Below are 23,124 nucleotides of genomic sequence, written 5' to 3'. Positions count from 1 at the left end.
TACGACCAGGGGACTTCAGCACAGCACAGGCGCCGCAGGCCCTCGGCGCGCGCCCGACCGGCGCCGCGCCGCTGTTCTCCCTGGTCCGGTTCCATCAGACCCACGGGGAGCAAGTGTGTTGTCGTACCGAACGCGTTGGACAGCCGCGGCCGTGGCCACGGTGTGCGGGGCGGCGGTCGGACTCGCGGCGCCGGCCGCGCAGGCCGCGTCGCCGACGCCGCCGGACTCGTCCGCCGGGCAGGAGGCCCGCAAGGCGGCCCGGTTCTGGACCGCGCAGCGCATGGCGGACGCCAGGCCGCTGGACGGGGGCCGGACGGCACCGGGCGGCACCGGGCCAGGGGTCGCGGGGGCGGGCCGGCCGCAGGGCACCCTGTTCAAGGGGACCCGGCTCGTGGGGACGTTCTTCGGGTCCGACGGGCCGGGCGGCACCACCTGGCACTGCACGGGCAGCGTCATCGACACCTCCGTACGGAACGTCGTCCTCACCGCGGCCCACTGTGCGCTGAACATGAAGGGCGACTACATCTTCGTCCCGCAGTTCGCGCACGGCGCCGGCCCCGACCGGCAGCCGTACGGCATCTTCCACATCCAGCACATCTACAGCGACCCCCGGTACACGCCCGACAAGGGCTCGTCGACCACCAAGGGGCCCTCGTCCGACCTGGACACGGCGTTCGCCCGGGTCTCGCCCAACCAGAGCGGCCAGACCCTCCAGGACGCCGTGGGCGGCGGACTGACCTTCACTCAGCCCGGCGGCTACGCGCAGAAGAACGTCACCGTCGTCGGTTACCCCTCGTACCAGCACAACAGCACGGGACAGGCCGTCAAGTGCAACGTGCCGACGGCTCAACTTCCCGGCTACCGGCAGATGTCCATGACCTGCGGCGGCTACTACGGCGGCACGTCGGGCAGCCCGTGGATCACCGACTACCAGGACGACGGCCGCAGCGGGCACGTCATCGGCAACCTGGGCGGCTACAACGGCGGCGGCAACGACGCGAACGTCGACTACGTCAGCTACGCCCCGGTGTTCGGCGCCGACGCCGCGAACCTCCTCGCGGACGCGGTGGCCGGCCAGGACCCCCCGTCCGGCCAGCCGCCGTACCTGGGCCTGCAGTTGCCCGGTGGCGCGGCCCGCTGGCAGAAGGCCGCCCTGATGGCCTCCGCCGACTACACCGGCGACCGCCTCGGCGATCTGCTCGTCGTGTGGTCCGACGGCGGGGTCACGCTGTATCCGGGGGACGGCCAGGGCGGGTTCGGGTCCGAACAGCGGCTGCTGGCGGCGAACGGCACCTGGACACATGCCCGGAGCGTCACCGGCGGGACCTTCGGCGGCGGCCGGCCCGGCCTGCTGGTGCGCTGGTCCGACGGCGAGGTCACCCTGTACCCGGCCCTCGGCGCCTCCGGCGTGGGCAAGGAGGTGCAGATGGCGAAGCCCAACTCCGACTGGAAGAACGCCGTGCAGCTCACCGCCGGGCAGTTCCACGGCGCCAGGGGCGCGACCGATCTGCTGGTGCGCCGGTCCGACGGCAGCCTGAACCTGTACACGGGGATCCGCTCGGGCTCGTTCGGCACCGGCAAGCGCATCCTCGCCGCGAACGGCACCTGGACCAAGGCCGCGCTGCTGACCGGCGGCGCCCTCAAGGGCACGGCGGGCGCGGACCTGCTCGTGCGCTGGTCCGACGGCTCGCTCGACAGCTACACCGGAGTCTCGTCCGCCGGGCTCGGCACCCGGTCCCGGCTGCTCGGCCCGAACGGCACGTGGCAGCACGCCCAGGTCATGGCCACGGGCGACCTCACCGCCGACCACACCGGCAACGACCTGGTCGTGCGCTGGTCCGACGGCGAGACCTCGCTGTACGCCGACACCGGCGCCAAGGCCCTCGGCACCGAGAACACGCTGGTCCCACCGGGCACCTGACCGACGCCGCCGGGCACCCCGGCCGAAGACACCGGCAGGTGGGAATGCCGGGCGGCCACCGCCCGTTGACGATCTCCGTTGGTTATCACCGGACAGGGGGAGCGACGTATGACGATCGACGTGCACGGAACGGTCGCGGAGGGATTCGAGGGCGTACGCGAGGAGTTCGCGGCGGTGCTCACCGAGGAGCGGGATGATCCGGGCGCCCAGCTGGTGGTGTACCGGCACGGGCGGCGCGTGGTGGACCTGTGGGGCGGCGACGGCATCGACGGGGACTCGCTGACGACCCTGTACTCCATCGCCAAGGGGGCCGCGCACCTCGTCGTCGCGCTGCTGGTGCAGGAGGGGGTGCTCGACCTGGACCGTGAAGTGGCCGCGTACTGGCCCGAGTTCGGCGCCCACGGCAAGGACCGGCTGACCCTGGGCGAACTCCTGGAGCACCGGGCCGGGCTCGTCGGCGATGCCGAACGGCCCTTCACCGTCGAGGAGTTGGCCGACGACCGGATCACCGCGGCCCGACTGGCGGAGCGCCGGCCGCTGTGGGAGCCCGGCAGCGCCTGGGGCTATCACGCCTTCGTCATCGGAGCCCTCACCGGCGAGGTGGTACGCCGGGTGACCGGCCGCTCGATCCAGGAGCTGTACGAGGAGCGGATCCGGGCGCCGTACGGCCTCGACTACTATCTGGGCCTGCCCGCGGCGGCCGAGTCGCGCTGGGTGGACGTACAGCCGCTGGTGCCGACCCCGGAGGAGGCCGCGCAGCTGAAGGAGCGGGCGGCGGCCCCGGACAGCATCCGGGGCATCGCCTTCAACGCGCACGCGCCGGAGCCGACCGACCTGGTGGCCTTCGGCAACCACCCCCGGGTGAAGGCGCTCGGGCCGACGTCCTCGGGCGGGGTGGGCAACGCGCGGGGCGTCGCCGGGATGTTCGCGGCCGCCATCAGCACCGTGGACGGCAGGCCGCCACTGCTCACGCCCGCGACCGCGGCCCGGTTCGCCGAGCTGCGCACCCCGGGCGGGCCGGACCTGGTCACCGGCAGCGACGACCACTTCGCGCGCGGCTTCGAGCACACCCCCGCGATCTTTCCGTTCCTCGACGCCGGGACCTTCGGGCACAGCGGCGCGACCGGCTCGCTGGGCTTCGCCGACCCGGCGAACGGCATCGCGTACGCCTACACCCGGCGCCGGTTCAACTTCCCCTCGGGGGTGGGCGCCGCCTGGGAGAACGGCCGTCTGGCGCAGTCCGTCCTGCGGGCGGCCGGCGCCCTGTGACACCGTGCTGACAGGCGAGCGGGAAGGGCGCTGACGTGGGTGACCTCTTTCTCGTCCGGCACGGTGAGACCGAGTGGTCGCGGTCCGGACGGCACACCGGCTGGACCGACGTACCCCTCACCGAGCAGGGGCGGGAGGAGGCGCGCCGGCTGGTGCCGCTGATCCGCTCGCACCTCATCGGGGCCGCGTTCGTCAGCCCCCTGCAGCGGGCCCGGGAGACCGCCGAGCTGATCGGGATCCACGACGCCCGGGTCGACGCCGACCTGCGCGAATGGGACTACGGCGGGTACGAGGGCGTGACCACCGTGGAGATCCAGCGGACCCGGCCCGACTGGTTCCTGTTCACGGACGGGGTCGCGCCGGGGCCACCGCAACATCCGGGCGAGACCCCGGAGCAGGTCGGCGAGCGCGCCGATCGCATGCTGGCCAAGGCCGACGCCGCCCTCGCCGGCACCGAGGGCGGCGTCGTCCTGATCGCCCACGGTCACTTCCTGCGCGTTCTCACCGCGCGCCGCCTCGGCCTGCCGCCCCGGCACGGGGCCCTGTTCCAGCTGGCGACAGGCGCGCTGGGCCGGCTGGGCTCGGAGCACGGCCGGCCGGTGGTGGCGGCGTGGAACATCCGGCCACCGGCGTAAGGGGCGCAGCCCGGCCGGGTACGGCGTCCCCGGGCGTTGTCAGACCCGGACCGTACTCTGCGAAGAGGCCGCCCTCCATGGGCGGGCCGGGTCAGGGGACGGTTGCGGAAGGAGTGCGCTGTGACTCGACCGCCGAGCGCCGCGCAGCGGCGTGTGATCGAGGGCGCCGATCCGGTGACCGGGCGGCTGCGCGGTACGGAGGCGCAGCTGACGGCGCTGGTGAGGCGGGGGCTGGCCTTCCGCCACCCGCGCCCGCCGCACGAGCACTTCCTCACCCCTGCGGGCCATCGCATACGGGAGGCCGTGGCCGAGCCGGTGACACAGGAACCCGCGCCGGACGGGGGCGTGTTCGCGGCCCGGGTCGGCGGCGCGGAGGAGCCGCCCGGGGATGCCGCGGTGCGGCTGCGTGAGGTGCGCAGCGCCTGGCAGGGGCTGCTGGAGCTGCGCCGGATGACCAATCCCGACGGCGCCGTGGACCGGCCGTGCGGCTGGGAGCGGGCGCATCTGGTCCGGGCCGCCGCGCTCGCCCTGGAGGCGGCCGGGCACCGGCCGGCGGACGGGGGCGCGGACGGCTACCGGGTGCGCGCGACCCCGCAGCCGGAGGCGGTCGCCGTGTACGCGCCGGACGCGGAGAGCCTGGCGGCCTGCGCGGCCACCCTGGCGGGCGCGGGCTGGCAGGCCGGCGAGTACACCGAGCCGCGGACGAGGGTGCGCTATCTGCTCGCTTCACCGCGCCGGGTGTGAACGGCGTGCCAGGATCGGAGGGCCCGTGTGCCGTACAGAGAGAGGGGAACCCGTGAGTGAGTCGTTTTCCGTGCGCGTGAGCGTCCGTGGCTACGAGACCGACACCCAGGGACACCTCAACCAGTCCGTGTACCTCAACTACGCGGAGCACGCCCGCTGGTCGCTGCTCCGGGCGGCGGGCATAGGCCAGGCGCGGCTCGTGGCCCGGGGTGTGGGTCCGGTGACGCTGGAGACGACCATCCGCTACGAGCGCGAACTGCTCGCCGGCGACGAAGTCGATGTGACCTGTGCGTTCGAGTGGGGTGACGGCAAGACGTTCCGCATCCTCCAGGAGGTACGCAAGGCCGACGGCACGGTGGCGGCCCACATCAGCGCGGTCGTGGGCCTGCTGGACCTCAAGGAGCGCAAGCTGCTCAACGACCCGCGGGAGGTGTTCAAGCAACTGGCCACGGACCTCACCGTGTTCGGCCTGTGAGGGCTGCGCCGCGGCCGCGGAGCCGGCGAGAGGACATCCTCAACTCACCTCGAAGTGCCGCTTGTTGTCCTCCGCCCACTCCTTGAACGTCCTGGCCGGACGGCCCAGAACCTCCGGTACGTCCTCGGTGACAGTCGTGTTGCGGCCGTCGCGGAGGTAGGCGAGACCGGTCAGGACGTCCTCCACGCTGGTCTCGTCGATGCCGTAGGCGGTGCGGAGGAAGTCGCGGGTCTCGTCCGGCGTCAGGTTCCGGACGGTGAGCGGGCGGCCGAGGACCGTGGCGAGCACGGCGACCTGGTCCGGGACGCTGATGGCCTCGGGTCCGGTCAGGGTGTACGTCCGCCCCGCGTGCGCGTCGTCGACGAGCGCCCGCACCACCACCCCGGCGATGTCGCGCGGGTCGATCACGCCCGACGCCCCGTCGGCGGTCATGTTCGGCACCGGCTCGCCCCGGCGGACCGCCTCCGCCCAGGCCAGCGTGTTCGCGGCGAACGACGTCGGCCGCAGGACCGTCCACTCGGCCCCGCTCTCCCGGACCACCCGCTCCCCCTCCGCGTGCCAGGCGACGGTCGGACCCGTGGCGGGATCGTCGGCACCGATGGCAGAGAGCTTCACCAGCCGCCGTACGCCCGACGCCCGGGCCGCCGCGACCAGCGCCGTGTCGTGGGCGGCGCCGGGACCGGGCGGGCACACCAGGTAGGCGGCCGTCACACCCGCCATGGCGGCCGTCAGGGAGGCGGGGTCGGCGTAGTCCCCGCGGACCGTCTCCGCCCCGGCGGGCACCTCGGCCCTTGCCGGGTCGCGGGTCAGGGCGCGGACCTTCTCGCCGCGCGCCGTGAGCTGTCGTACGACTTCACTGCCGGTGGTGCCCGTGGCACCCGTCACCAGAATCATGAGGTCCACGATGGGCGTCGGGCGGCGGCGGTCTCTTGGAAATTCCGGCACGGTTCGCCCGCCCGGAAGCGGTCGCGGCGACTTACCGTGGAGTGATGCCGAACGCCATCGCCGAGCAGACCCTGACCACACCCGAGGCTCTGCGCCCCTGGATCGCCGGAGTGCGGACGCTGTCCGTGTCCCGCGCCGAGCCCGCCGATGAGCCCTTCGTGCGCCTGCCCGCCGCGGTCACCAAGGTGTTGCTGCGGGTCGGGGCGGACGGGCGGCGCGATGTGCTCGCCTCCGGGCCGCGGGTGCGGGCCTCGTACCACGACGGCAAGGCCCATGTGCACTGCGTCGAACTGCGTCTCTCCCCGGGCATGACCCGTCCCCTGCTGGGTGTCAGGGCCGCCGAACTGGTCGGCCGCGTCGTGCCGTTGGAGGAGCTGCCGGGCGCGATGCCTCGCCGGCTCGCGGCCGGGCTGCGCCGGCTGCGCCCCGAGGAGGCGGTGCCGTATCTCGTCGAGACGCTCCCTGATCTGCTGGCCACCAACGTGGACCCGGCCCGTACGGCGCTGCTGCGGGCGGGCGTCGACGCGCTGTCGGTCCGCCCCGACCGGGCCCCCGCCCAGGTGCGGGAGGTGGCCCGGGAACTGGCCGTCAGCGAGCGGCAGTTGCGCAATCTGTTCGCCGAGGGCGTCGGGGTGTCCCCGAAGCACTACGCCCGCATCGATCGCGTCCGTACGCTCGTCACCCGGGCCGGGCACGCCCCCTGGTCCCAACTCGCCGCGTCCACCGGCTACTTCGACCAGTCGCACATGACGTCCGACTTCCGCGCCCTGATGGGTGTCCCGCCGCGCTCGTACTTCACCGGCCGGCTGCCCGCCCGGACGCCCTGCCAGTCGGTGTCGCGCATCTGAGCGGGCCCGCTCACGGTGCGGCCCGGTCACGGCGAAGCGGCACAGGCACCTGGTTGAAGCCGTAGTACAGGGCGAGCAGGCCGTGGGCGGCCAGGGTCAGGGGGGCGGAGACGAAGGCGAGGCCCACGGTCAGCGGGTAGCCGAGGGAGCCGAGCGCGAACCGGGCGCGGGTGGCGCGGGCCGCCGCGGTGTCCACGCGGGCGTCGAAGAGGTGGCCGGTGCGGGTGAGGTGCCACCACAGGGCCTGGAAGGCGAGGGCCATGGCGACCATGACCAGGCTGTAGACCGCGGCCGCCGCATGCGAGGCGGTGTCCTCGCGCAGGTACTCGGCGAGCATCGCGGTCGGCCAGGGCACGGCGGCCACGATCATCAGCACCAGCAGGTTCAGGAACATCAGCGGGCGGTCGACCCGGGCGACGTAACTGAACACCTGGTGGTGGTTCACCCACATGATCCCGATGACCAGGAAGCTCACCACATAGGCGGCGTACGACGGCCACTGCGCGCCGATCGCCTGCCACAGGCCGCCGCGGTCACCGGTCCTGGGCACCTTGATGTCCAGGATGAGCAGGGTGATGGCGATGGCGAACACGCCGTCGCTGAAGGCCTCGACCCGGCCGGACTCGTTCGTGGGCATGCGCCCAAGAGTGCCCGATCGGACGGCGCGGGGCACGGCACTTGCCGTGCCCCGGGCGGGTGTTCAGTGGGCCGGTGTGAGTTCCTGGCCCGCCTCCATCGGATGCGTGACGTCCTCGGCCTCGTTGCCCTTGCCGAGGTGGTTGAAGACCAGGTTGAGCAGGACGGCGGCGACACAGCCGGTGGAGATTCCGGAGTCCAGGACGATCTTCGCGGTTTCGGGGAAGGCGTGGTAGAAGCCCGGCGCGGTGATCGGGATGATGCCGACCGCGAGGGAGACAGCGACGATCAGGACATTGTTGTCCTTCTCCAGTCCGGCCCGGACCAGGGTCTGGATGCCGCTCGCGGCGACCGAGCCGAACAGGACGACGCCGGCGCCGCCGAGGACCGGGCGGGGGACGACCGCGATGAGCGAGGCGGCCATCGGACACAGGCCCATCAGGACCAGGAAGCCGCCGCCCACGGCGACGACGAAGCGGCTGCGGATCCGTGTCATGGCGACGAGGCCGATGTTCTGCGCGAAGGCGCTGCACATGAAGCCGTTGAACAGCGGGCTGAGCGCGGAGCCGAGGGTGTCGGCGCGCAGGCCGGCCGCGATGGTCTTCTCGTCCGAGGGGCGTTCGACGATCTCGCCGAGCGCCAGCATGTCGGCCGTGGACTCGGTCATGGAGACGACCATGACCACCAGCATCGACAGGATCGCCGCGATGTGGAAGGTCGGGGCGCCGAAGTGGAACGGCGTCGGGAAGCCGACGACGTGGGCGTGGGCGACGGGGCTGAAGTCCGTGGCGCCGAAGGGTATCGCGATGAGGGTGCCGAGGATCAGGCCGAGCAGGACCGCGATCTGCTTGACGAAGCCGCGGGTGAAGCGGCGCAGCAGCAGGACGATCAGGAGGGTGATGCCGGCGAGGGTGAGGTTGGTCGTCGAGCCGTAGTCGTGTGCGGCGGGGTTCGGGCCCTGGGCCCAGCCGAAGGCGACGGGCAGCAGGGAGACGCCGATCAGGGTGATGACCGAGCCGGTGACGACCGGCGGGAAGAAGCGGATGGCCTTGCTGAAGAAGGGGGCGGCTATGAAGCCGAGCAGACCGGCGACGATGACCGCGCCGAAGATCATCGGCAGGGCGTCTGACTTGTCCTTGGCGGAGGCGACGATCGCCGTCATGGGGGCGACGCCGGCGAAGGTGACGCCGTTGACGAAGGGGAGGCGGGCGCCGATCTTCCAGAAGCCCAGGGTCTGCAGGAAGGTGGCGAGCCCGGCGGTGAACAGACAGGCTCCGGTGAGGAAGGTGAGGTCGGTGGCGGACAGGCCTACGGCCGCGCCGACGATCAGGGGTGGGGCGACGACTCCCGCGTACATGGCAGCCACGTGCTGCAGTCCGCTGGTCGCCATTTTGAGGGCGGGGAGTTTCTCGTCTACTGGATGGGCGGCCACGGCGGCTCCTCCGGTCGGGTAACACGTCGTCGTCAACGCGGGTTTCATGGAGGTGGTGCGAGTGGTCGTGCGGGACCGGGACGGGGTGGTGCTTGAGCGGGTCGAGCGGTGACCGTTCCGGGGCGCGTGCGTCCACACGCGCCCCGGAGCGGCTGCCGTGGACCCCGCTCGGGTCCACGAACCCCGGCCGGGAGCCGTCCCTCCCGGCCGGAGCGTGTCCGGCGAGCCACCCACAGGGGGCGACCGCCGCGTCTTCCGGCAGGCCGCCCGTACGGGGCGGACTGCCAGGTCCTGCGGCAGGCCGGCCGCATGTTCCGGCCTGCCGAGACCTGCGGCGAATCACCCGTACCGGGCGACCGCCACGTTTTCCGGCGAGCCGCCCGTACAGGGCGACCGCCAAGATTGCCGGCAAGGCACCCGTACGGGGCGACCGCCGCGTTTGTCGAGTTGTTCGACGGGCCACCCGTGCGGGGTGGCCGCCGCGTCCTTTGGCGGGCCGTTCGGGGCGGCTTCGCCGAAGGCGTCCGGTGAGCCTGCCGTGGGAGCGGCCGGCCTCCGGCGTCGGTGGGGGATCAGGCCTGGGCGGTGATCCGGGCGAGGCGCTGGGCCTCTTCGCGGGTGGAGCGGGCGATGGCGTCCTCGTCGACGTGGAGCAGGCGGCCGTTCTCCACGATCTGCCGGCCGTTGACGAAGGAGGCGGTGACCGGGGCCGCCGCACCGAAGACCAGCGCGGTGACCGGGTCGGCGATGGAGGCGTGGGCGAGGGTGTCCATCTTCCACAGGACCACGTCGGCAAGCTTGCCGGCCTCCAGCGAGCCGATCTGGTCGGCCCGGCCGAGCACCTGCGCACCGCCGTGGGTGCCGAGCCGCAGCGACTGGCGGGCGTTGAGCGCGGCCTCGCGGTGGGCGCCGAGGCGGTTGATCAGCAGGGCGTTGCGCAGTTCGGTGTGGAGTTCGCCGGACTCGTTGGACGCGGTGCCGTCGACGCCGAGGCCGACCGGGACGCCGGCCTGGAGCATGTCGGGGACGCGGGCGATACCGGCGGCGAGGCGGGCGTTGGACGAGGGACAGTGGGCGACACCGGTCTTCGTGCGGGCGAAGGCGGCGATGTCGGAGTCGTTCATGTGGACGCAGTGCGCCATCCACACGTCCTCACCGAGCCAGCCGGTGGACTCGAAGTAGTCCGTCGGGCCCATGCCGAACAGCTCGTGGCAGAACTTCTCCTCCTCCACGGTCTCCGAGCCGTGGGTGTGCAGCCGTACGCCCAGCCGGCGCGCCAACTCGGCGCCCTGCCTGAGGAGTTCGGTGGAGACGGAGAAGGGGGAGCAGGGGGCGACGGCGACCTGGGTCATGGCGTCGAAGGAGGCGTCGTGGTGCTGCTTGACGGTCTCCTCGGTCGCGGCGAGCGCGCCCTCCAGGGTCTCGACGGCGAAGTCCGGCGGCAGGCCGCCGTCCTTCTCGCTGCGGTCCATCGAGCCGCGGGCCAGCGTGAAGCGGACGCCCATCTCGGCGGCGGCCCGGATGATCGCCCCGGACAGGTCGCCGGAGCCGTGCGGGTAGACGTAGTGGTGGTCCATGGCGGTGGTGACACCGCCGCGGGCCATCATGCCGAGGGAGCCCTGCGCCGCCGCGTAGGCCATCTGCTCGTCGATGCGCGCCCAGGTGGGGTAGAGCGCGACGAGCCAGTTGAACAGGTTGTGGTCGGTGGCGAGGCCCCGGGTGATCCACTGGTAGAAGTGGTGGTGGGTGTTGACCAGACCGGGCGTGGCCAGATGGCCGCTCGCGTCGATCCGGCGCACCACGTTCTCCAGGTTCGCGGGGGCCTGACCCGCGCCGAGCGACTCGATGCGGTTGCCGGCGAGGACCAGGTACCCGGAGGCGTACTCGGTGTCTCCGGCGTCCACGGTCGCGATGGCGCAGTTCTCGATGACGATGCGCTGGGCTGCCGATGGTGCCATGGTGCTTCCTTGTCTTTCAGTGGCGGCCCGTGAACCGAAGGGGTGTTCACGGGGAGGGCACGGCAGGACCCTAGGAGGATTTGAGTGCCGGAGCCGGTTGCCTGCTCCGGGTGCCGAGATGATGGAAGAACAGATTGAGCAGAACGGCGGCGAGCGCACCCGCACTGATCCCGGAGCCGAGCACGGTCCGCGCCCAGGCCGGGAAGCCGGCGTAGAAGGTCGGTGCGGCCAGCGGGATGATGCCGGCGCCGAGCGCCACGGCGACCAAGACGATGTTGGAGCTGTCGTCGAGCCCGGCTTCCGACAGCGTACGGATGCCGCTGACGGCGATGGAGCCGAAGAGCACGATGCCCGCGCCGCCGAGGACCGGCATGGGGACCAGGGAGACGACCGCGCCGAGCACCGGGAAGGCACCGAGGACGAGCAGGGCGCCGCCGGCGACCGCGACGACATAGCGGCTGCGCACCCGGGTCAACGACACCACGCCGACGTTCTGGGCGAAGGCCGAGGTGGGGAAGCCGCCGAAGACGGGGCCGAGCAGGGTGGCGATGCCGTCGGTGCGCAGACCGCGGGTGAGGGTCTTCGCGTCGGTGCGGCGCCCGCAGATCTCGCCGAGGGCGAGCATGCCGGCGCTCGACTCGGTCATCAGCACCAGCATCACGATGCACAGCGACAGGACGGCCGCGGGCTGGAACGCGGGCATGCCGAAGGCGAACGGCGTCGGCAGCGCGGCGACGGGCGCGGACTTCAGGGCGCCGAAGTCGGCCATGCCGAACGGGATGGCGGCCAGGGTGCCGATGAGCAGCCCGAAGAGCAGGGCGACCTGCTTGACGAAGCCGCGGCCGAAGCGCTGGATCAGCAGGATGACGGCGAGTGTGAAGCCGGCGAGCGCGAGGTTGCGCATGGCGCCGAAGTCGGGGGCGGTCTTGTCGCCGCCCTGTGCCCAGCTGACCGGGACGGGCATCAGGGTGACGCCGATCAGGGTGATGACGACGCCGGTGACGAGCGGCGGGAAGAAGCGGAGCAGCCGGCCGAAGAAGGGTCCGGCGGCGAGGCAGAAGACACCGGCGACCATCACCGCGCCGTAGATGGCGGGGAGTTGGTGCCCTTTGCCGTTGGTCTCGGCGATCGCGAGGATCGGGGCGATGCCGGCGGAGGAGGCGGCGTTGACGAAGGGCAGCCGGTTGCCGACGAGGCCCTTGACGCCGATGGTCTGCAGGACGGTCGCGACGCCCGCGATCAGCAGGCTCGCGGCGATCAGCCGGGTGCGGGCGGCCAGGTCGAGTCCGCAGGCCTGGCCGATGATGAGCGGAGGAGTGACAACGCCCGCGTACATCGCGGCGATGTGCTGGAGCGCGGCGGGGACGAGCCGCGCGACAGGAAGCTTCTCGTCCACCGGGTGCACGGACGTGACGGCGTCCCCGGTGTGCACCGGCGGGGTGGAACAGGGGGCTTCGGCCGGTCCCTGTGCAGGCTGTGCCATGGGGTTCCCTCCGGTGTGGCGTGTCCCCGGCCCGGGCGGCGGGACCGGGGATACGCGTCCCGCGTCAGAGGTTGGTCATGTCGACCGGGATCTTCGGCTCACAGCCGTCCCGGAGGATGGTCGCCTCGATCAGGCCGTAGGGCCGGTCGGCGGCGTAGTAGACCTCGTTGTCGTTCTTGAGCCCGAAGGGCTCCAGGTCGACCAGGAAGTGGTGCTTGTTCGGCAGCGAGAAGCGGACCTCGTCGATCTCGCTGCGGTTGTTGATGATGCGCGCACCCATCTGGTACAGGGTCTGCTGCAGGGAGAGGGAGTAGGTCTCGGCGAAGGCCTGGAGCATGTGCTTCTTGACCTGCTCGTAGGACTTCTCCCAGTTGGGCATCTTCTGCTCGTCGTCGGTCCAGTTGAAGCGCCAGCGGCCGGAGACCTGGGTGGCCAGGATGCGGTCGTACGCCTCCTGAAGGGTCGTGTACTTGTCCTTGACGTAACCCCAGAATTCCGAGTTCGTCGAGTTCATCACGACCAGGTCCTTCAGACCGGAGACGACCTCCCACTTCTCACCGTCGTAGGTGATCTGGGTGACGCGGATCTCCTGGCCCTTGCGGACGAAGGAGTGCTTGACCTCGTCGGCGCCGATGAACTTGGAGTTGGCGTCGGAGGTCTCGATCCGCTCCCAGGCGTACTCCTCGATGCGGATCCGGGCGCGGTGGATCGGCTCCTGCGAGGTGACGAAGTGGCGGGCGAGGTGGATGCCGAACTGCTCGGCGGACTCGATGCCGTACTCCTTGGCGAACGCGAACACCGTGTTCTTGGTGGTGTCGGTCGGCAGGACGTTGGCGTTGGAGCCGGAGTAGTGGACCTCGTCCATGTCGCCGCTCAGGGCGACGGAGACGTTGAGGTCCTTGATGTGGTGGGTGGCGCCGTCCCGCGTGATCTTTACGACTCGGTTCTCGGCCTTGCCGTACTGGTTCTGTCCCAGGATCGTGGGCATGTTTCTGCTAGCTCCCTCGGTAAACGGAGTAGCCGAACGGGTTGAGCAGCAGCGGCACGTGGTAGTGCTCCCCGGGCTGCACGGCGAAAGTGATCGCCACCTCGGGGAAGAACACGGCACCGCTGTCCCGATTCGCGGGGGCGTCCTGCTGCGCATCGGCTTGCTTGTTCTCGAACTGCAAGAAATACGCCTCGACCGCGAAGTCGAGCCGTACGTGTGTGGTCCCCTCCGGCAGTGCCGGCAGGTCCTTGCACCGACCGTCGGCGTCGGTCGCGGAGCCGCCGAGCGCCTGCCAGTCCCCTCCTTGCCCGTCATGGGCGGACCGCCCCGAACGGGCGGAGAGCTGGACGGCGACGCCCTCGGCGGGGCGGCCGATCGAGGTGTCCAGGATGTGCGTGGACACGGAGGCGGTGGTGCTGGTGCTCATGGTGTCAGGCGTCCTCTTCGACGAGTCGGGCCAGTCGGATGCGGTTGATCTTGCCCAGCTCGGTGCGGACGATCTCCCGCTCCTGCTCCGGCGCGTTCCCGATCCGCTCCTTGAGGGCGTCGCGCATCTGCTCGCCGGTCCGGCCGGTGGCGCAGATCAGGAACACATGGCCGAACTTGTCCTGGTAGGCCAGGTTGAGTTCGAGCAGCTCGGCCTTGAGTGCCTCCGAGGCTCCGGCCATACCGCGCTGCTCGCGGGCGGAGGTGGGGTCGCCGGGCTTGGGGCGGCCGATCGGCGGGTGCCCCGCCATGGCCTCCTCCAGGTCCGCCGTGGTCAGCTCGGCCATGGCGGCGTCACTGGCGGCGTAGAGCTCGTCGGCGCCGGCGTAGGGGCGGGCGGCGAGCAGTCGCCGGGCCCACGCGGTGGAGGCACACGCCTCGTGGAGGGCGGCGAGGGCCGCGTGTTCCTCCAGGTCGTTGAACCGGGCCAGGCCCGGGGGCGTGGAAGTCGAAGTCACGGGAGCCTCCGTGGCCGGATTCGGCCTTCGTGCTGAACGGGCTGCCGATAGCTAACGCTCCCGGAAACGCCACGTCAACACTTTGTTGAAAATTCCGCGTAACAAGCCGGGCGGCTCCGAGGCGGTCCCACCACCCCGGAGCCGTGGCCGGTCAGGCGCCCTTCTCCCGGTTGAGGTAGTTGTAGACGGTGAAGCGGCTGACGCCGAGCGCGCTCGCGACGGTCTCCACACCGTGGCGCACGGCGAAGGCACCACGCGCCTCCAGCGTACGCACGATCCCCTGCTTCGCCTTGCGGTCCAGGTCGGCCAGCGGCCGGCCCTGCCGGCGCTCCATGGCGGCCAGGATGTGATCGAGGGAGTCGGCGAGCTGGGGCAGGCGCACGGCGACGACATCGACGCCCTCCCAGGCGAGGACGACATCCTCGGGGCCTGCCTCGTCCGGCGGGAGCATCTCCGCGCCCATGGCGTCGACCAGCGGCTTCACAGCCGTGATGAAGGGCTCGTCCCCGGACACCTACCGCCCTCCCCGATCATCGTCGAGCACATTGACCTGGAGCGAGATCCGGGTGGCCCCGGCCTCCAGGCTCTTGCGCAGAAGCGCGTCCACGGCCGTCAGCACGCGGTCCGCGGCACCCTCGGCCGTGTTGCCGAACGGCCCGACGTCGACGTCGTCCAGTTCGGCCGTCTCGATGACCTCCCGCGCCACCAGGGCGTGCGCGGGCGCCTCGTCCAGATCGAAGGGTTCGGTCGTGAACTCCACTCTCAATCGCACGCGCACAACCTAGCGCCCGGCGGCGCTTTTCGGGCGGTCGGCGATGGACCCCCCTTGACAAGCGCCGACACACGACGGCAATCTTCCATTAAGCAGAAACAAACTTCCGTAATACGGAATCTCGACCCACGGAAGGGAGCGCGGCCCGAATGGGATTCGCAGACCAGCGCTTCAACGTCAACCTGTCGATCCTCTTCACGGAACTCCCGCTCCTGGAGCGTCCCGCGGCCGCCGCCGCGGCGGGCTTCACGGCGGTCGAGCTGTGGTGGCCCTGGGTCGACTCCCCCACCCCCGAGCAGGCCGAGCTCGACGCCCTGAAGAAGGCGATCGAGGACGCGGGCGTCCAGCTCACGGGCCTGAACTTCTACGCCGGACAGCTGCCGGGCCCCGACCGCGGCGCCCTGTCCATCCCCGGTGAGGAGTCGGACAGGTTCCGCGCCAACATCGACGTGGCCATCGCCTTCGCCCAGTCCCTGGGCTGCTCGGTGTTCAACGCCCTGTACGGCAACCGCGTCGACGGCGTGGACCCGGCCGAGCAGGACGCGCTCGCCCTGGAGAACCTGGTCCTCGCGGCCCGGGCCGTCGGCCAGATCGGCGGAACCGTCCTGATCGAGGCCCTCAACCAGCCCGAGTCGCCGAAGTGCCCGATCGTGAGCGCGCCCAAGGCGATCGAGATCGTGGACAAGGTCAACGCGGCGACGGGTCTCGGGAACGCGAAGTTCCTGATGGACCTGTACCACCTGTCGATGAACGGTGAGGACCTGCCCTCGGTCATCGAACGGTACGCGGCGAAGACCGGCCATGTGCAGATCGCCGACAACCCCGGCCGTGGCGCCCCCGGCACGGGCTCGCTCCCGCTGGAGGAACTGCTCGACCAGCTGAGGAAGGCCGGTTACGACGGCTGGGTCGGCCTGGAGTACAAGGCCGGCGACCGCCCGAGCGCCGAGTCCTTCGACTGGCTCCCGCGCGAAGCGCGCGCCGCCCGCTGAAGCCAGGGCGCGCCGCCCAGAGGCGCGAACTCATAGACGTAGCAAGGAAGTCAGAGAGGCACCCCCGATGAGCAACCTTCCCAAGATCGCCTGGATCGGCCTCGGCATCATGGGCTCCCCCATGTCCGAGAACCTGATCAAGGCGGGTTACGACGTCACCGGCTTCACCCTGGAGCAGGACAAGCTGGACCGGCTGGCCGCCGCCGGCGGCACCGCGGCCGGCTCGATCGCCGAGGCCGTGCGCGACGCCGACGTGGTGATCACCATGGTGCCCGCGTCCCCGCACGTCGAGGCCATCTCCTACGGCCCGGACGGCATCCTGGAGAACGCCAGGCAGGGCGCCCTGCTGATCGACATGTCCTCGATCACCCCGCAGACCTCCGTCGACCTGGCCGCCGCGGCCAAGGACAAGGGCATCCGGGTGCTCGACGCCCCGGTGTCCGGCGGTGAGGCCGGCGCCATCGAGGCCGTGCTGTCGATCATGGTCGGCGGCGAGCAGGCCGACTTCGACCAGGCCAAGCCGATCTTCGACGCGCTGGGCAAGACCATCGTGCTGTGCGGCCCGCACGGCTCCGGCCAGACCGTGAAGGCGGCCAACCAGCTGATCGTCGCCGTCAACATCCAGGCCTGCGCCGAGGCCGTGGTCTTCCTGGAGAAGTCGGGCGTGGACCTGGCGGCCGCGCTGGACGTCCTCAACGGCGGCCTCGCGGGCTCGACGGTGCTGACGCGCAAGAAGGACAACTTCCTCAACCGCGACTTCAAGCCGGGCTTCCGCATCGACCTGCACCACAAGGACATGGGCATCGTCACCGACGCCGCCCGCAACGTCGGCGCCGCGCTGCCGGTCGGCGCCGTGGTCGCCCAGCTGGTCGCCTCGCTGCGCACCCAGGGCGACGGCGGTCTGGACCACTCGGCCCTGCTGCGGGCCGTGGAGCGCCTGTCCGGCGCCCAGGTCTGACACCCCTGAGACTTCCGGGCGGCGCCGCCGCTGACACCTGTCCTGTCGCGCCCAGGCGCCGGCGCCGCCCGGAACCACCCTCGGATCACCTTCGGATCACTCCGAGATCGACTTCAACAAACTGTTGACGTTCAGATTGCCCCACTTCTAGGCTCCATAAGACTTCTAGGCTCCACAAAGCGGAAGAAGATTTCCGCTGCCATCCGCACGGAAGGTCCACGATGTCGAAGCGCGTGCTCACGACCGAGGCCGGCGCCCCGATCGCCGACAACCAGAACTCCGCATCCGCCGGCATCGGCGGCCCGCTCCTGATCCAGGACCAGCAGCTCCTGGAGAAGCTCGCGCGCTTCAACCGCGAGCGGATCCCGGAGCGCGTGGTGCACGCCCGTGGCTCCGGCGCGTACGGCCACTTCGAGGTGACCGACGACGTCACCGGCTTCACCCACGCCGACTTCCTGAGCGAGATCGGCAAGCGCACCGAGGTCTTCCTGCGCTTCTCCACGGTCGCCGACTCCCTCGGCGGCGCGGACGCGGTCCGCGACCCGCGCGGCTTCGCGCTGAAGTTCTACACCGAAGAGGGCAACTACGACCTCGTCGGCAACAACACCCCGGTGTTCTTCATCAAGGACCCGATCAAGTTCCCCGACTTCATCCACTCGCAGAAGCGGGACCCGTTCACCGGCAAGCAGGAGCCGGACAACGTGTGGGACTTCTGGGCGCACGCCCCCGAGGCCACGCACCAGGTGACCTGGCTGATGGGCGACCGCGGCATCCCGGCGTCGTACCGGCACATGAACGGTTACGGCTCGCACACCTACCAGTGGACGAACGCGGAGGGCGAGGCCTTCTTCGTCAAGTACCACTTCAAGACGAACCAGGGCATCCGCTGCCTGAGCAGCGAGCAGGCCGCGGAGCTGGCGGGCAAGGACCCCAACTCGCACCAGACGGACCTGCTGCAGGCCATCGAGCGGGGTGTGCACCCGTCCTGGACCCTCCACGTCCAGATCATGCCGGCGGCCGAGGCGGCGGACTACCGCTTCAACCCGTTCGACCTGACCAAGGTCTGGCCGCACAAGGACTACCCGCTGCAGCGCGTGGGCCGTCTGGTCCTCGACCGCAACCCGGACAACGTCTTCGCCGAGGTCGAGCAGGCCGCGTTCTCCCCGAACAACTTCGTTCCGGGCATCGGCCCCTCCCCCGACAAGATGCTGCAGGGCCGCCTGTTCGCCTACGCGGACGCGCACCGCTACCGCCTGGGCGTCAACCACACCCTGCTGGCGGTCAACGCCCCGAAGGCGACGACCGCGCAGAACTACGGCCGGGACGGCTTCATGGCGGTCAACGGCCAGGGCCGCGGCGCCAAGAACTACGAGCCGAACTCCTACGACGGCCCGGCCGAGACCGGCCGCCCGCTGTCGGCCCCCCTGGCGATCTCCGGCTACACGGGCAACCACGAGGCCCCGCTGCACACCAAGGACGACGCCTTCTTCCAGGCGGGCGAGCTGTTCCGTCTGATGTCCGAGGAGGAGAAGTCCCGCCTCGTCGCGAACATCGCCGGCGGCCTCTCGCAGGTCTCCCGCGACGACGTGATCGAGAAGAACCTGGCCCACTTCCACGCCGCCGACGCGGAGTACGGCAAGCGCGTGGAGGAGGCGGTCCGCGCCCTGCGCGAGGACTGAGACCGGTAACAGTAACCCGCAAGCGGCGTACGGAATCTGACGGGAGGTCAGGCTTCCGCACGCGGCCCGCGCGACACGCCGGGCGGCCCGGATGAGGGGTGGCCGTACGGCGGTGGGCGCGGGCAGGGCGAGGACCGTGGCGGCGTGCGAGCCAGTGCGGTGGTGAAGAACCGAGCCCCCTTCTCGACCAGAGGGAAGGGGCACCCCGGTTCCGTCGCATCCGCCACGGTCCCACCCAGCCCCCTCCAGGGGGCCACCCGCTCCGTCCGGCGGCGCGAACGTCCTGTCGCGCCCAGCCTCGCGTCGTCGGACGGCCATCACCCGAGAACGCTCCCTACGCCCGCTCGATGCCTGCGGCGAGGGAGCGTTCGGCGTTGGGGCCTCGTTGACGTCGTCCTCCGGCATGTCGGGGTGCAGGTCCGGGTGCCCTGAAGCGGGGGCGCTCCTCGCCCGGCCCGACGAGATGGTCGACCGCCTGGCCACGGCCTCATGGACGGACCGGATCCGCATCCAGGCACCGCGGTGGCGCCCGACCAGGGACCTGCCGAGGCTCATGGCACGCTTCAACCCGAGAATGTGCGGGGCGCCGTCCGCGCGTATCAGCGGGATGCCGACCTCGTCACCGGGCACGGAGCCGGCGCCGGTCCGCCTCCTCGCCGGACCGGCCGCCGAAGATCCAGTGACTCCCTCCGAGGGCCCCTGGAGATCCGTCTCGGTCGCCACACGGTCCTCGCAGTTCGGCGACCTGGAGGATGAGCCGGCCGTCGCGGCCGGCGGCGAGCAGAGCCTACGCCTCGGGCGAGGAGGCGATCCGACGGGCTTCCGTATCCGACGTGCTTTCGTCCAGGGAGTCGTCCACGAGCCGAACGACCTGCCACTCCCCTGCGTCGGCCGCCGCCTTCCGCGCGGCCTCGTCGGCGGCTTCCCTCTGCACCTCGTGCAGCTGCCCCTCCAGCACCCCGTCGCTTCTCACGCCCATACAGGGAAGTGTGCGGGTCGGCGCCGGCAGTCACCGGCGTGCGTATCGGCGGCCCGCGTCGCACGCTGAAGCCATGGGCAATCCGACGCACTACCCGCACATCGTGGTCCACTCCCCCGCCCTGGACGGCTCCCGGCGGGTCACCGAGGGGGATGTGACCCTGGGGATCGCCTCGCATCTGGACGACGTCGTGGAGATCCTGCGGCTGGCCGACCTGGACCGGATCGAGGTGGAGGAGAGCGATCTCATCGAGTGGCAGGGCGGCGGGCCCGACGACTGGCCGGGACTGTCGGAGCACGAGCTGTGACGGCACGGCGTACGGCAGTGGTCGTAGCCGGGCTACGCCATCCTCAAATCAACCTCTGAACACCGCGGCACAGGCTTCGGCCACCCCCACGGCCGGGCAGAGTACGGGCACAAGGGGCCCGCCGGCACGGGGGCGGCGGGCCCCACGACGGGGGACGCACGGGGGTGCCACGGGGGACGCGAAAGGGCGGCCCGTCCGCGGGGACGGGCCGCCCTTGGTGTGCCTGGCGGTGTCGGACCTTCGGCGTCAGACCTTCGGCGTCAGACCTTCAGCGGCTTGATCGACGTCGGCGCGTGGCCCGGCTCGGTGGCCAGCTCCTCGAACTCGGAGATGTCACTGATGTCCATCGTGCGGCTCATCGAGATGTTGGTGATCCGCTCCAGGATCGCCTCGACGACGACCGGCACCTGGTACTCGGCGGCCAGCTTCTTCGCCTGCTCGAACGCCGCGCCCAGCTGGTCCGGCTCGGTGACCCGGATCGCCTTGCAGCCCAGGCCCTCGGCGACCTTGACGTGGTCCACGCCGTAGACGCCGAGCTCGGGCGCGTTGATGTTCTCGAACTCCAGGTTGACCTGGAAGTTGATGTCCAGGCCGATCTGCGCCTGCCGGATCAGGCCCAGGTAGGCGTTGTTCACCAGGACATGGACGTACGGGATCCTGTGCTGGGCGGCGACCGCCAGCTCCTCGATCAGGAACTGGAAGTCGTAGTCGCCGGACAGGGCGACGACCGGGGAGTCCGGGTCGGCCTTGGCGACGCCGATCGCGGCCGGGATGGTCCAGCCGAGCGGGCCGGCCTGGCCGCAGTTGATCCAGTGGCGCGGCTTGTAGACGTGCAGCATCTGCGCGCCGGCGATCTGGGAGAGGCCGATGGTGGTGACGTACCGGGTGTCCGGGCCGAAGGCCTTGTTCATCTCCTCGTACACGCGCTGCGGCTTCATCGGCACGTTGTCGAAGTGCGTACGGCGCAGGAGAGTCGCCTTGCGCTCCTGCGTCGAGGCGACCCAGTCGGCACGGTCGGGCAGCTTGCCCGCGGCCTTCAGCTCCTTGGCCACCTCGACGAACAGCTCCAGCGCGACCTTGGCGTCGGAGACGACCCCGTAGTCCGGCGGGAAGATCTTGCCGATCTGGGTGGGCTCGATGTCGACGTGGACGAACTTACGGCCCTGGCGGTAGACGTCGAGCTTGTAGCCGGTGTGGCGGTTGGCCCAGCGGTTGCCGATGCCGAGGACGAAGTCCGACTCCAGGAAGTTGGCGTTGCCGTACCGGTGCGAGGTCTGGACGCCCACCATGCCGGCGTTCAGCTCGTGGTCGTCGGACAGCGCGCCCCAGCCCATCAGGGTCGGGACGACCGGGGTCTGGGTCAGTTCGGCGAACTCCACCAGCAGGTCGGCGGCGTCGGCGCCGATGACGCCGCCGCCGGCGACGATGACCGGGCGCTCGGCGGCCAGCAGGAAGGAGATCGCCTTCTCGATCTGGGCGCGGGTCGCGGCCGGCTTGTAGACGGGCAGCGGCTCGTACGTCTCCGGGTCGAACTCGATCTCGGTGAGCTGGACGTCGATCGGCAGGTCGATCAGGACCGGGCCGGGACGGCCGGAGCGCATCAGGTGGAAGGCCTGCTGGAAGACGCCGGGGACCTGCGCGGCCTCCAGGACGGTGACCGCCATTTTCGTCACCGGCTTGGCGATCGAGGCGATGTCGACGGCCTGGAAGTCCTCTTTGTGGATCACATGGGTGGGCGCCTGGCCCGTGATGCACAGGATCGGGATGGAGTCGCCGATGGCCGAGTACAGGCCGGTGATCATGTCGGTGCCGGCCGGACCGGAGGTGCCGATGCAGACGCCGATGTTGCCCGGCTTGGTGCGGGTGTACCCCTCGGCCATGTGCGAGGCACCTTCGACATGGCGGGCGAGGGTGTGGCTGATGCCGCCACCCTCCTTGAGCGCCTTGTAGAAGGGGTTGATCGCCGCGCCCGGCACACCGAAGGCGTCGGTGACGCCCTCGCGCTTGAGGATCTCAACTGCCGCGCGGGCAGCGGTCATACGAGCCATCGAGTACTCCTGCTTCGGCTGTCGGATGCGTACTCCCGTCGCGCCCCGCGGTGAGCACAGTCTCCAGAACTTCAAAATTCCGCATTGCGGAACTTAACTTCTACTATCTGGAATCAATGTAGAAGCGCTCGTCAATGTCGTCAAGAGAGGTGGAGACATGGCAAGCGCCGGACAAGCGGGGTGCGGGAGGAGGACGATGAGAGGCGCTGTCCCGACGCGACGCCTGGGAGTGGGCCATGCCCGAGAGCATGCCGGTGCGCTGTCCGGCCTGCCGGCGCGAGCACCTCTACACCGCGCCGGTGTATCCGTGCGCGTGCGGCACGCCCACCGCGCCGCGCCTCGATCCGGCCGCGGACCCGGTCGTGGCGGAGCACCGGGCCTGGGACGACGAGTGGATCGCGCTGCCGTGTACCCGCTGCGACCGCCGCAACCACTGGCCGCACCCGGAACTGGGCTGCCCCTGCGGCACGGTCCTGCGCATCCCGGTGGCCGTACCACCCGCGCCGGAGACCACCACCGCGTCACTGGTGTCGGACTCGACGCCGGATGCGGCACCCGGGCCGACCGCGGCGCCGTCAGCGGCCTCTGAGCCGGGCGCGACACCAGGAGCGACGTCAGCGCCGCCATCGGCATCACAGCCCACGTCGGCCTCGCCGTCTCAACCCACGTCGGCCTCGCCGTCCCCGTCCGGGTCCGCCACCAGATCCGGCACCCGGCCCGTCCGCCCCGCCTTCCAGCCGCGCACCATCCGCACCGCCCGCGACGCCGTCACCAGCGCCGCGCTCTATCTGCGCTGGCTCGGCTACCGGGACATCCGCCGCGCCGACCAGCGCCCGCCGAACGGCATCGGGCTGGCCGGACACGGGGTCCTCGCCCAGGTGGACCCGACCGTACGACCGGCGGCCCCCCGGGACGTGGAGTGCCTGTGGCTGACGGCGATGACGGAGTCCGCGGACTGTGTGTACTTCTCCCTGGCCGGCTACACGGACGACGCCCGCAGCCGGGCCGACGCCCTGTGCGTCCCCCTGTTCGTCCTGGACCTCACGGGCACCCCCCGCCCGGTCAACACACCGGCGGGCGACCTGAGCACCGACGGCGCCTGATCACCTGCCGC

The 23,124-nt window shown here is 71.1% G+C and carries 23 protein-coding genes; 11 read left to right on the top strand and 12 right to left on the bottom strand.

Going from position 1 to position 23,124, the window contains the following annotated elements; all coding sequences use genetic code 11:
* Positions 1 to 118: 118 nt before the first annotated feature.
* The 5 genes from AV521_RS24600 (at position 119) to AV521_RS24580 (ending at position 5,044) form a co-directional block, all read left to right on the top strand.
* Positions 119 to 1,921 carry a serine protease gene (locus AV521_RS24600; protein WP_256725671.1) on the top strand — a complete coding sequence of 601 codons (1,803 nt, stop codon included), beginning with the start codon at positions 119 to 121 and terminating at the stop codon, positions 1,919 to 1,921.
* Between the two features lie 108 nt (positions 1,922 to 2,029).
* Entirely contained in the window at positions 2,030 to 3,190 is a 1,161-nt protein-coding gene (locus AV521_RS24595) for a serine hydrolase domain-containing protein (protein ID WP_076090776.1), read from the top strand.
* A 35-nt stretch (positions 3,191 to 3,225) separates the two neighbouring features.
* Positions 3,226 to 3,825, top strand: a complete 600-nt coding sequence (locus AV521_RS24590) for a histidine phosphatase family protein (protein WP_076090775.1) — start codon at positions 3,226 to 3,228, stop codon at positions 3,823 to 3,825.
* Positions 3,826 to 3,945: 120 nt separating this feature from the next.
* Positions 3,946 to 4,569 (top strand): hypothetical protein, encoded by a 624-nt coding sequence (locus AV521_RS24585; RefSeq protein WP_076090774.1) that lies wholly within the window; start codon positions 3,946 to 3,948, stop codon positions 4,567 to 4,569.
* 52 nt (positions 4,570 to 4,621) lie between these two features.
* A complete protein-coding gene (locus tag AV521_RS24580; protein WP_076090773.1) occupies positions 4,622 to 5,044 on the top strand; it encodes a thioesterase family protein in 423 nt (140 codons plus the stop codon).
* Positions 5,045 to 5,083: 39 nt separating this feature from the next.
* On the opposite strand, the gene AV521_RS24575 is transcribed toward AV521_RS24580, so the two are convergent.
* Positions 5,084 to 5,938 carry an SDR family oxidoreductase gene (locus tag AV521_RS24575; protein ID WP_076090833.1) on the bottom strand — a complete coding sequence of 285 codons (855 nt, stop codon included), beginning with the start codon at positions 5,936 to 5,938 and terminating at the stop codon, positions 5,084 to 5,086.
* A gap of 95 nt (positions 5,939 to 6,033) precedes the next feature.
* Here AV521_RS24575 and AV521_RS24570 point away from each other — a divergent pair, with 95 nt between their 5' ends.
* Positions 6,034 to 6,837: an AraC family transcriptional regulator gene (locus AV521_RS24570; protein ID WP_076090772.1), complete on the top strand. Its 804-nt coding sequence runs from the start codon at positions 6,034 to 6,036 to the stop codon at positions 6,835 to 6,837.
* 10 nt (positions 6,838 to 6,847) lie between these two features.
* On the opposite strand, the gene AV521_RS24565 is transcribed toward AV521_RS24570, so the two are convergent.
* The 9 genes from AV521_RS24565 to AV521_RS24525 all read right to left on the bottom strand — a co-directional run bounded on the left by AV521_RS24565 (position 6,848) and on the right by AV521_RS24525 (position 15,050).
* Positions 6,848 to 7,474, bottom strand: coding sequence for a TMEM175 family protein (locus tag AV521_RS24565; RefSeq protein ID WP_076090771.1), 627 nt, complete (start codon positions 7,472 to 7,474; stop codon positions 6,848 to 6,850).
* A gap of 63 nt (positions 7,475 to 7,537) precedes the next feature.
* On the bottom strand, positions 7,538 to 8,905 hold the full coding sequence (locus tag AV521_RS24560) for a nucleobase:cation symporter-2 family protein (protein WP_076090770.1): 1,368 nt from the start codon (positions 8,903 to 8,905) through the stop codon (positions 7,538 to 7,540).
* Positions 8,906 to 9,477: 572 nt separating this feature from the next.
* Positions 9,478 to 10,863, bottom strand: coding sequence for an 8-oxoguanine deaminase (locus tag AV521_RS24555; RefSeq protein ID WP_076090769.1), 1,386 nt, complete (start codon positions 10,861 to 10,863; stop codon positions 9,478 to 9,480).
* A gap of 70 nt (positions 10,864 to 10,933) precedes the next feature.
* Positions 10,934 to 12,346, bottom strand: coding sequence for a nucleobase:cation symporter-2 family protein (locus tag AV521_RS24550; protein ID WP_076090768.1), 1,413 nt, complete (start codon positions 12,344 to 12,346; stop codon positions 10,934 to 10,936).
* A 64-nt stretch (positions 12,347 to 12,410) separates the two neighbouring features.
* A complete protein-coding gene (gene pucL / locus AV521_RS24545) occupies positions 12,411 to 13,334 on the bottom strand; it encodes a factor-independent urate hydroxylase (RefSeq protein ID WP_076090767.1) in 924 nt (307 codons plus the stop codon).
* 7 nt (positions 13,335 to 13,341) lie between these two features.
* Entirely contained in the window at positions 13,342 to 13,761 is a 420-nt protein-coding gene (gene uraH, locus AV521_RS24540; protein WP_076090766.1) for a hydroxyisourate hydrolase, read from the bottom strand.
* Positions 13,762 to 13,765: 4 nt separating this feature from the next.
* The gene (gene uraD / locus AV521_RS24535; RefSeq protein WP_076090765.1) at positions 13,766 to 14,278 is read right to left on the bottom strand and encodes a 2-oxo-4-hydroxy-4-carboxy-5-ureidoimidazoline decarboxylase; all 513 of its coding nucleotides are present in this window, start codon (positions 14,276 to 14,278) and stop codon (positions 13,766 to 13,768) included.
* Positions 14,279 to 14,429: 151 nt separating this feature from the next.
* Positions 14,430 to 14,741 (bottom strand): helix-turn-helix domain-containing protein, encoded by a 312-nt coding sequence (locus tag AV521_RS24530; RefSeq protein WP_076090832.1) that lies wholly within the window; start codon positions 14,739 to 14,741, stop codon positions 14,430 to 14,432.
* A gap of 51 nt (positions 14,742 to 14,792) precedes the next feature.
* Positions 14,793 to 15,050, bottom strand: coding sequence for a hypothetical protein (locus AV521_RS24525; protein ID WP_076090831.1), 258 nt, complete (start codon positions 15,048 to 15,050; stop codon positions 14,793 to 14,795).
* A 149-nt stretch (positions 15,051 to 15,199) separates the two neighbouring features.
* Between AV521_RS24525 and AV521_RS24520 the strand changes: the two genes are divergently transcribed.
* The 3 genes from AV521_RS24520 (at position 15,200) to AV521_RS24510 (ending at position 18,676) form a co-directional block, all read left to right on the top strand.
* On the top strand, positions 15,200 to 16,039 hold the full coding sequence (locus tag AV521_RS24520; protein ID WP_076090764.1) for a TIM barrel protein: 840 nt from the start codon (positions 15,200 to 15,202) through the stop codon (positions 16,037 to 16,039).
* A gap of 67 nt (positions 16,040 to 16,106) precedes the next feature.
* A complete protein-coding gene (locus AV521_RS24515; RefSeq protein WP_076090763.1) occupies positions 16,107 to 16,997 on the top strand; it encodes a 2-hydroxy-3-oxopropionate reductase in 891 nt (296 codons plus the stop codon).
* Between the two features lie 221 nt (positions 16,998 to 17,218).
* Positions 17,219 to 18,676, top strand: a complete 1,458-nt coding sequence (locus AV521_RS24510; RefSeq protein ID WP_076090762.1) for a catalase — start codon at positions 17,219 to 17,221, stop codon at positions 18,674 to 18,676.
* A 787-nt stretch (positions 18,677 to 19,463) separates the two neighbouring features.
* Here the strand turns inward: AV521_RS24510 and AV521_RS48705 are convergent.
* Positions 19,464 to 19,655 carry a hypothetical protein gene (locus AV521_RS48705; protein WP_143658642.1) on the bottom strand — a complete coding sequence of 64 codons (192 nt, stop codon included), beginning with the start codon at positions 19,653 to 19,655 and terminating at the stop codon, positions 19,464 to 19,466.
* A 73-nt stretch (positions 19,656 to 19,728) separates the two neighbouring features.
* Here AV521_RS48705 and AV521_RS24505 point away from each other — a divergent pair, with 73 nt between their 5' ends.
* Positions 19,729 to 19,962, top strand: a complete 234-nt coding sequence (locus tag AV521_RS24505; protein WP_023545789.1) for a hypothetical protein — start codon at positions 19,729 to 19,731, stop codon at positions 19,960 to 19,962.
* 260 nt (positions 19,963 to 20,222) lie between these two features.
* Here AV521_RS24505 and gcl read toward each other — a convergent pair whose 3' ends face one another.
* The gene (gcl, locus tag AV521_RS24500) at positions 20,223 to 22,010 is read right to left on the bottom strand and encodes a glyoxylate carboligase (protein ID WP_107480996.1); all 1,788 of its coding nucleotides are present in this window, start codon (positions 22,008 to 22,010) and stop codon (positions 20,223 to 20,225) included.
* A 236-nt stretch (positions 22,011 to 22,246) separates the two neighbouring features.
* Between gcl and AV521_RS24495 the strand changes: the two genes are divergently transcribed.
* Positions 22,247 to 23,113 (top strand): hypothetical protein, encoded by an 867-nt coding sequence (locus AV521_RS24495; protein ID WP_076090760.1) that lies wholly within the window; start codon positions 22,247 to 22,249, stop codon positions 23,111 to 23,113.
* Positions 23,114 to 23,124 lie beyond the last annotated feature (11 nt).

Source organism: Streptomyces sp. IMTB 2501 (assembly GCF_001953885.1).
Taxonomy (GTDB): Bacteria; Actinomycetota; Actinomycetes; order Streptomycetales; family Streptomycetaceae; genus Streptomyces.
This window is presented reverse-complemented; position numbering and strand designations above follow the sequence as displayed.

Coding starts and splice junctions, on each gene's coding strand:
- AV521_RS24515 (WP_076090763.1), top strand. CDS start 16,107: ATGAGCAACCTTCCCAAGATCGCCTGGATCGGCCTCGGCATCATGGGC.
- gcl (WP_107480996.1), bottom strand. CDS start 22,010: ATGGCTCGTATGACCGCTGCCCGCGCGGCAGTTGAGATCCTCAAGCGC.
- uraH (WP_076090766.1), bottom strand. CDS start 13,761: ATGAGCACCAGCACCACCGCCTCCGTGTCCACGCACATCCTGGACACC.
- AV521_RS24520 (WP_076090764.1), top strand. CDS start 15,200: ATGGGATTCGCAGACCAGCGCTTCAACGTCAACCTGTCGATCCTCTTC.
- AV521_RS24505 (WP_023545789.1), top strand. CDS start 19,729: ATGGGCAATCCGACGCACTACCCGCACATCGTGGTCCACTCCCCCGCC.
- AV521_RS24575 (WP_076090833.1), bottom strand. CDS start 5,938: ATGATTCTGGTGACGGGTGCCACGGGCACCACCGGCAGTGAAGTCGTA.
- AV521_RS24530 (WP_076090832.1), bottom strand. CDS start 14,741: ATGGGCGCGGAGATGCTCCCGCCGGACGAGGCAGGCCCCGAGGATGTC.
- AV521_RS24555 (WP_076090769.1), bottom strand. CDS start 10,863: ATGGCACCATCGGCAGCCCAGCGCATCGTCATCGAGAACTGCGCCATC.
- pucL (WP_076090767.1), bottom strand. CDS start 13,334: ATGCCCACGATCCTGGGACAGAACCAGTACGGCAAGGCCGAGAACCGA.
- AV521_RS24510 (WP_076090762.1), top strand. CDS start 17,219: ATGTCGAAGCGCGTGCTCACGACCGAGGCCGGCGCCCCGATCGCCGAC.
- AV521_RS24595 (WP_076090776.1), top strand. CDS start 2,030: ATGACGATCGACGTGCACGGAACGGTCGCGGAGGGATTCGAGGGCGTA.
- AV521_RS24570 (WP_076090772.1), top strand. CDS start 6,034: ATGCCGAACGCCATCGCCGAGCAGACCCTGACCACACCCGAGGCTCTG.
- AV521_RS24495 (WP_076090760.1), top strand. CDS start 22,247: ATGCCCGAGAGCATGCCGGTGCGCTGTCCGGCCTGCCGGCGCGAGCAC.
- AV521_RS48705 (WP_143658642.1), bottom strand. CDS start 19,655: ATGGGCGTGAGAAGCGACGGGGTGCTGGAGGGGCAGCTGCACGAGGTG.
- AV521_RS24565 (WP_076090771.1), bottom strand. CDS start 7,474: ATGCCCACGAACGAGTCCGGCCGGGTCGAGGCCTTCAGCGACGGCGTG.
- AV521_RS24550 (WP_076090768.1), bottom strand. CDS start 12,346: ATGGCACAGCCTGCACAGGGACCGGCCGAAGCCCCCTGTTCCACCCCG.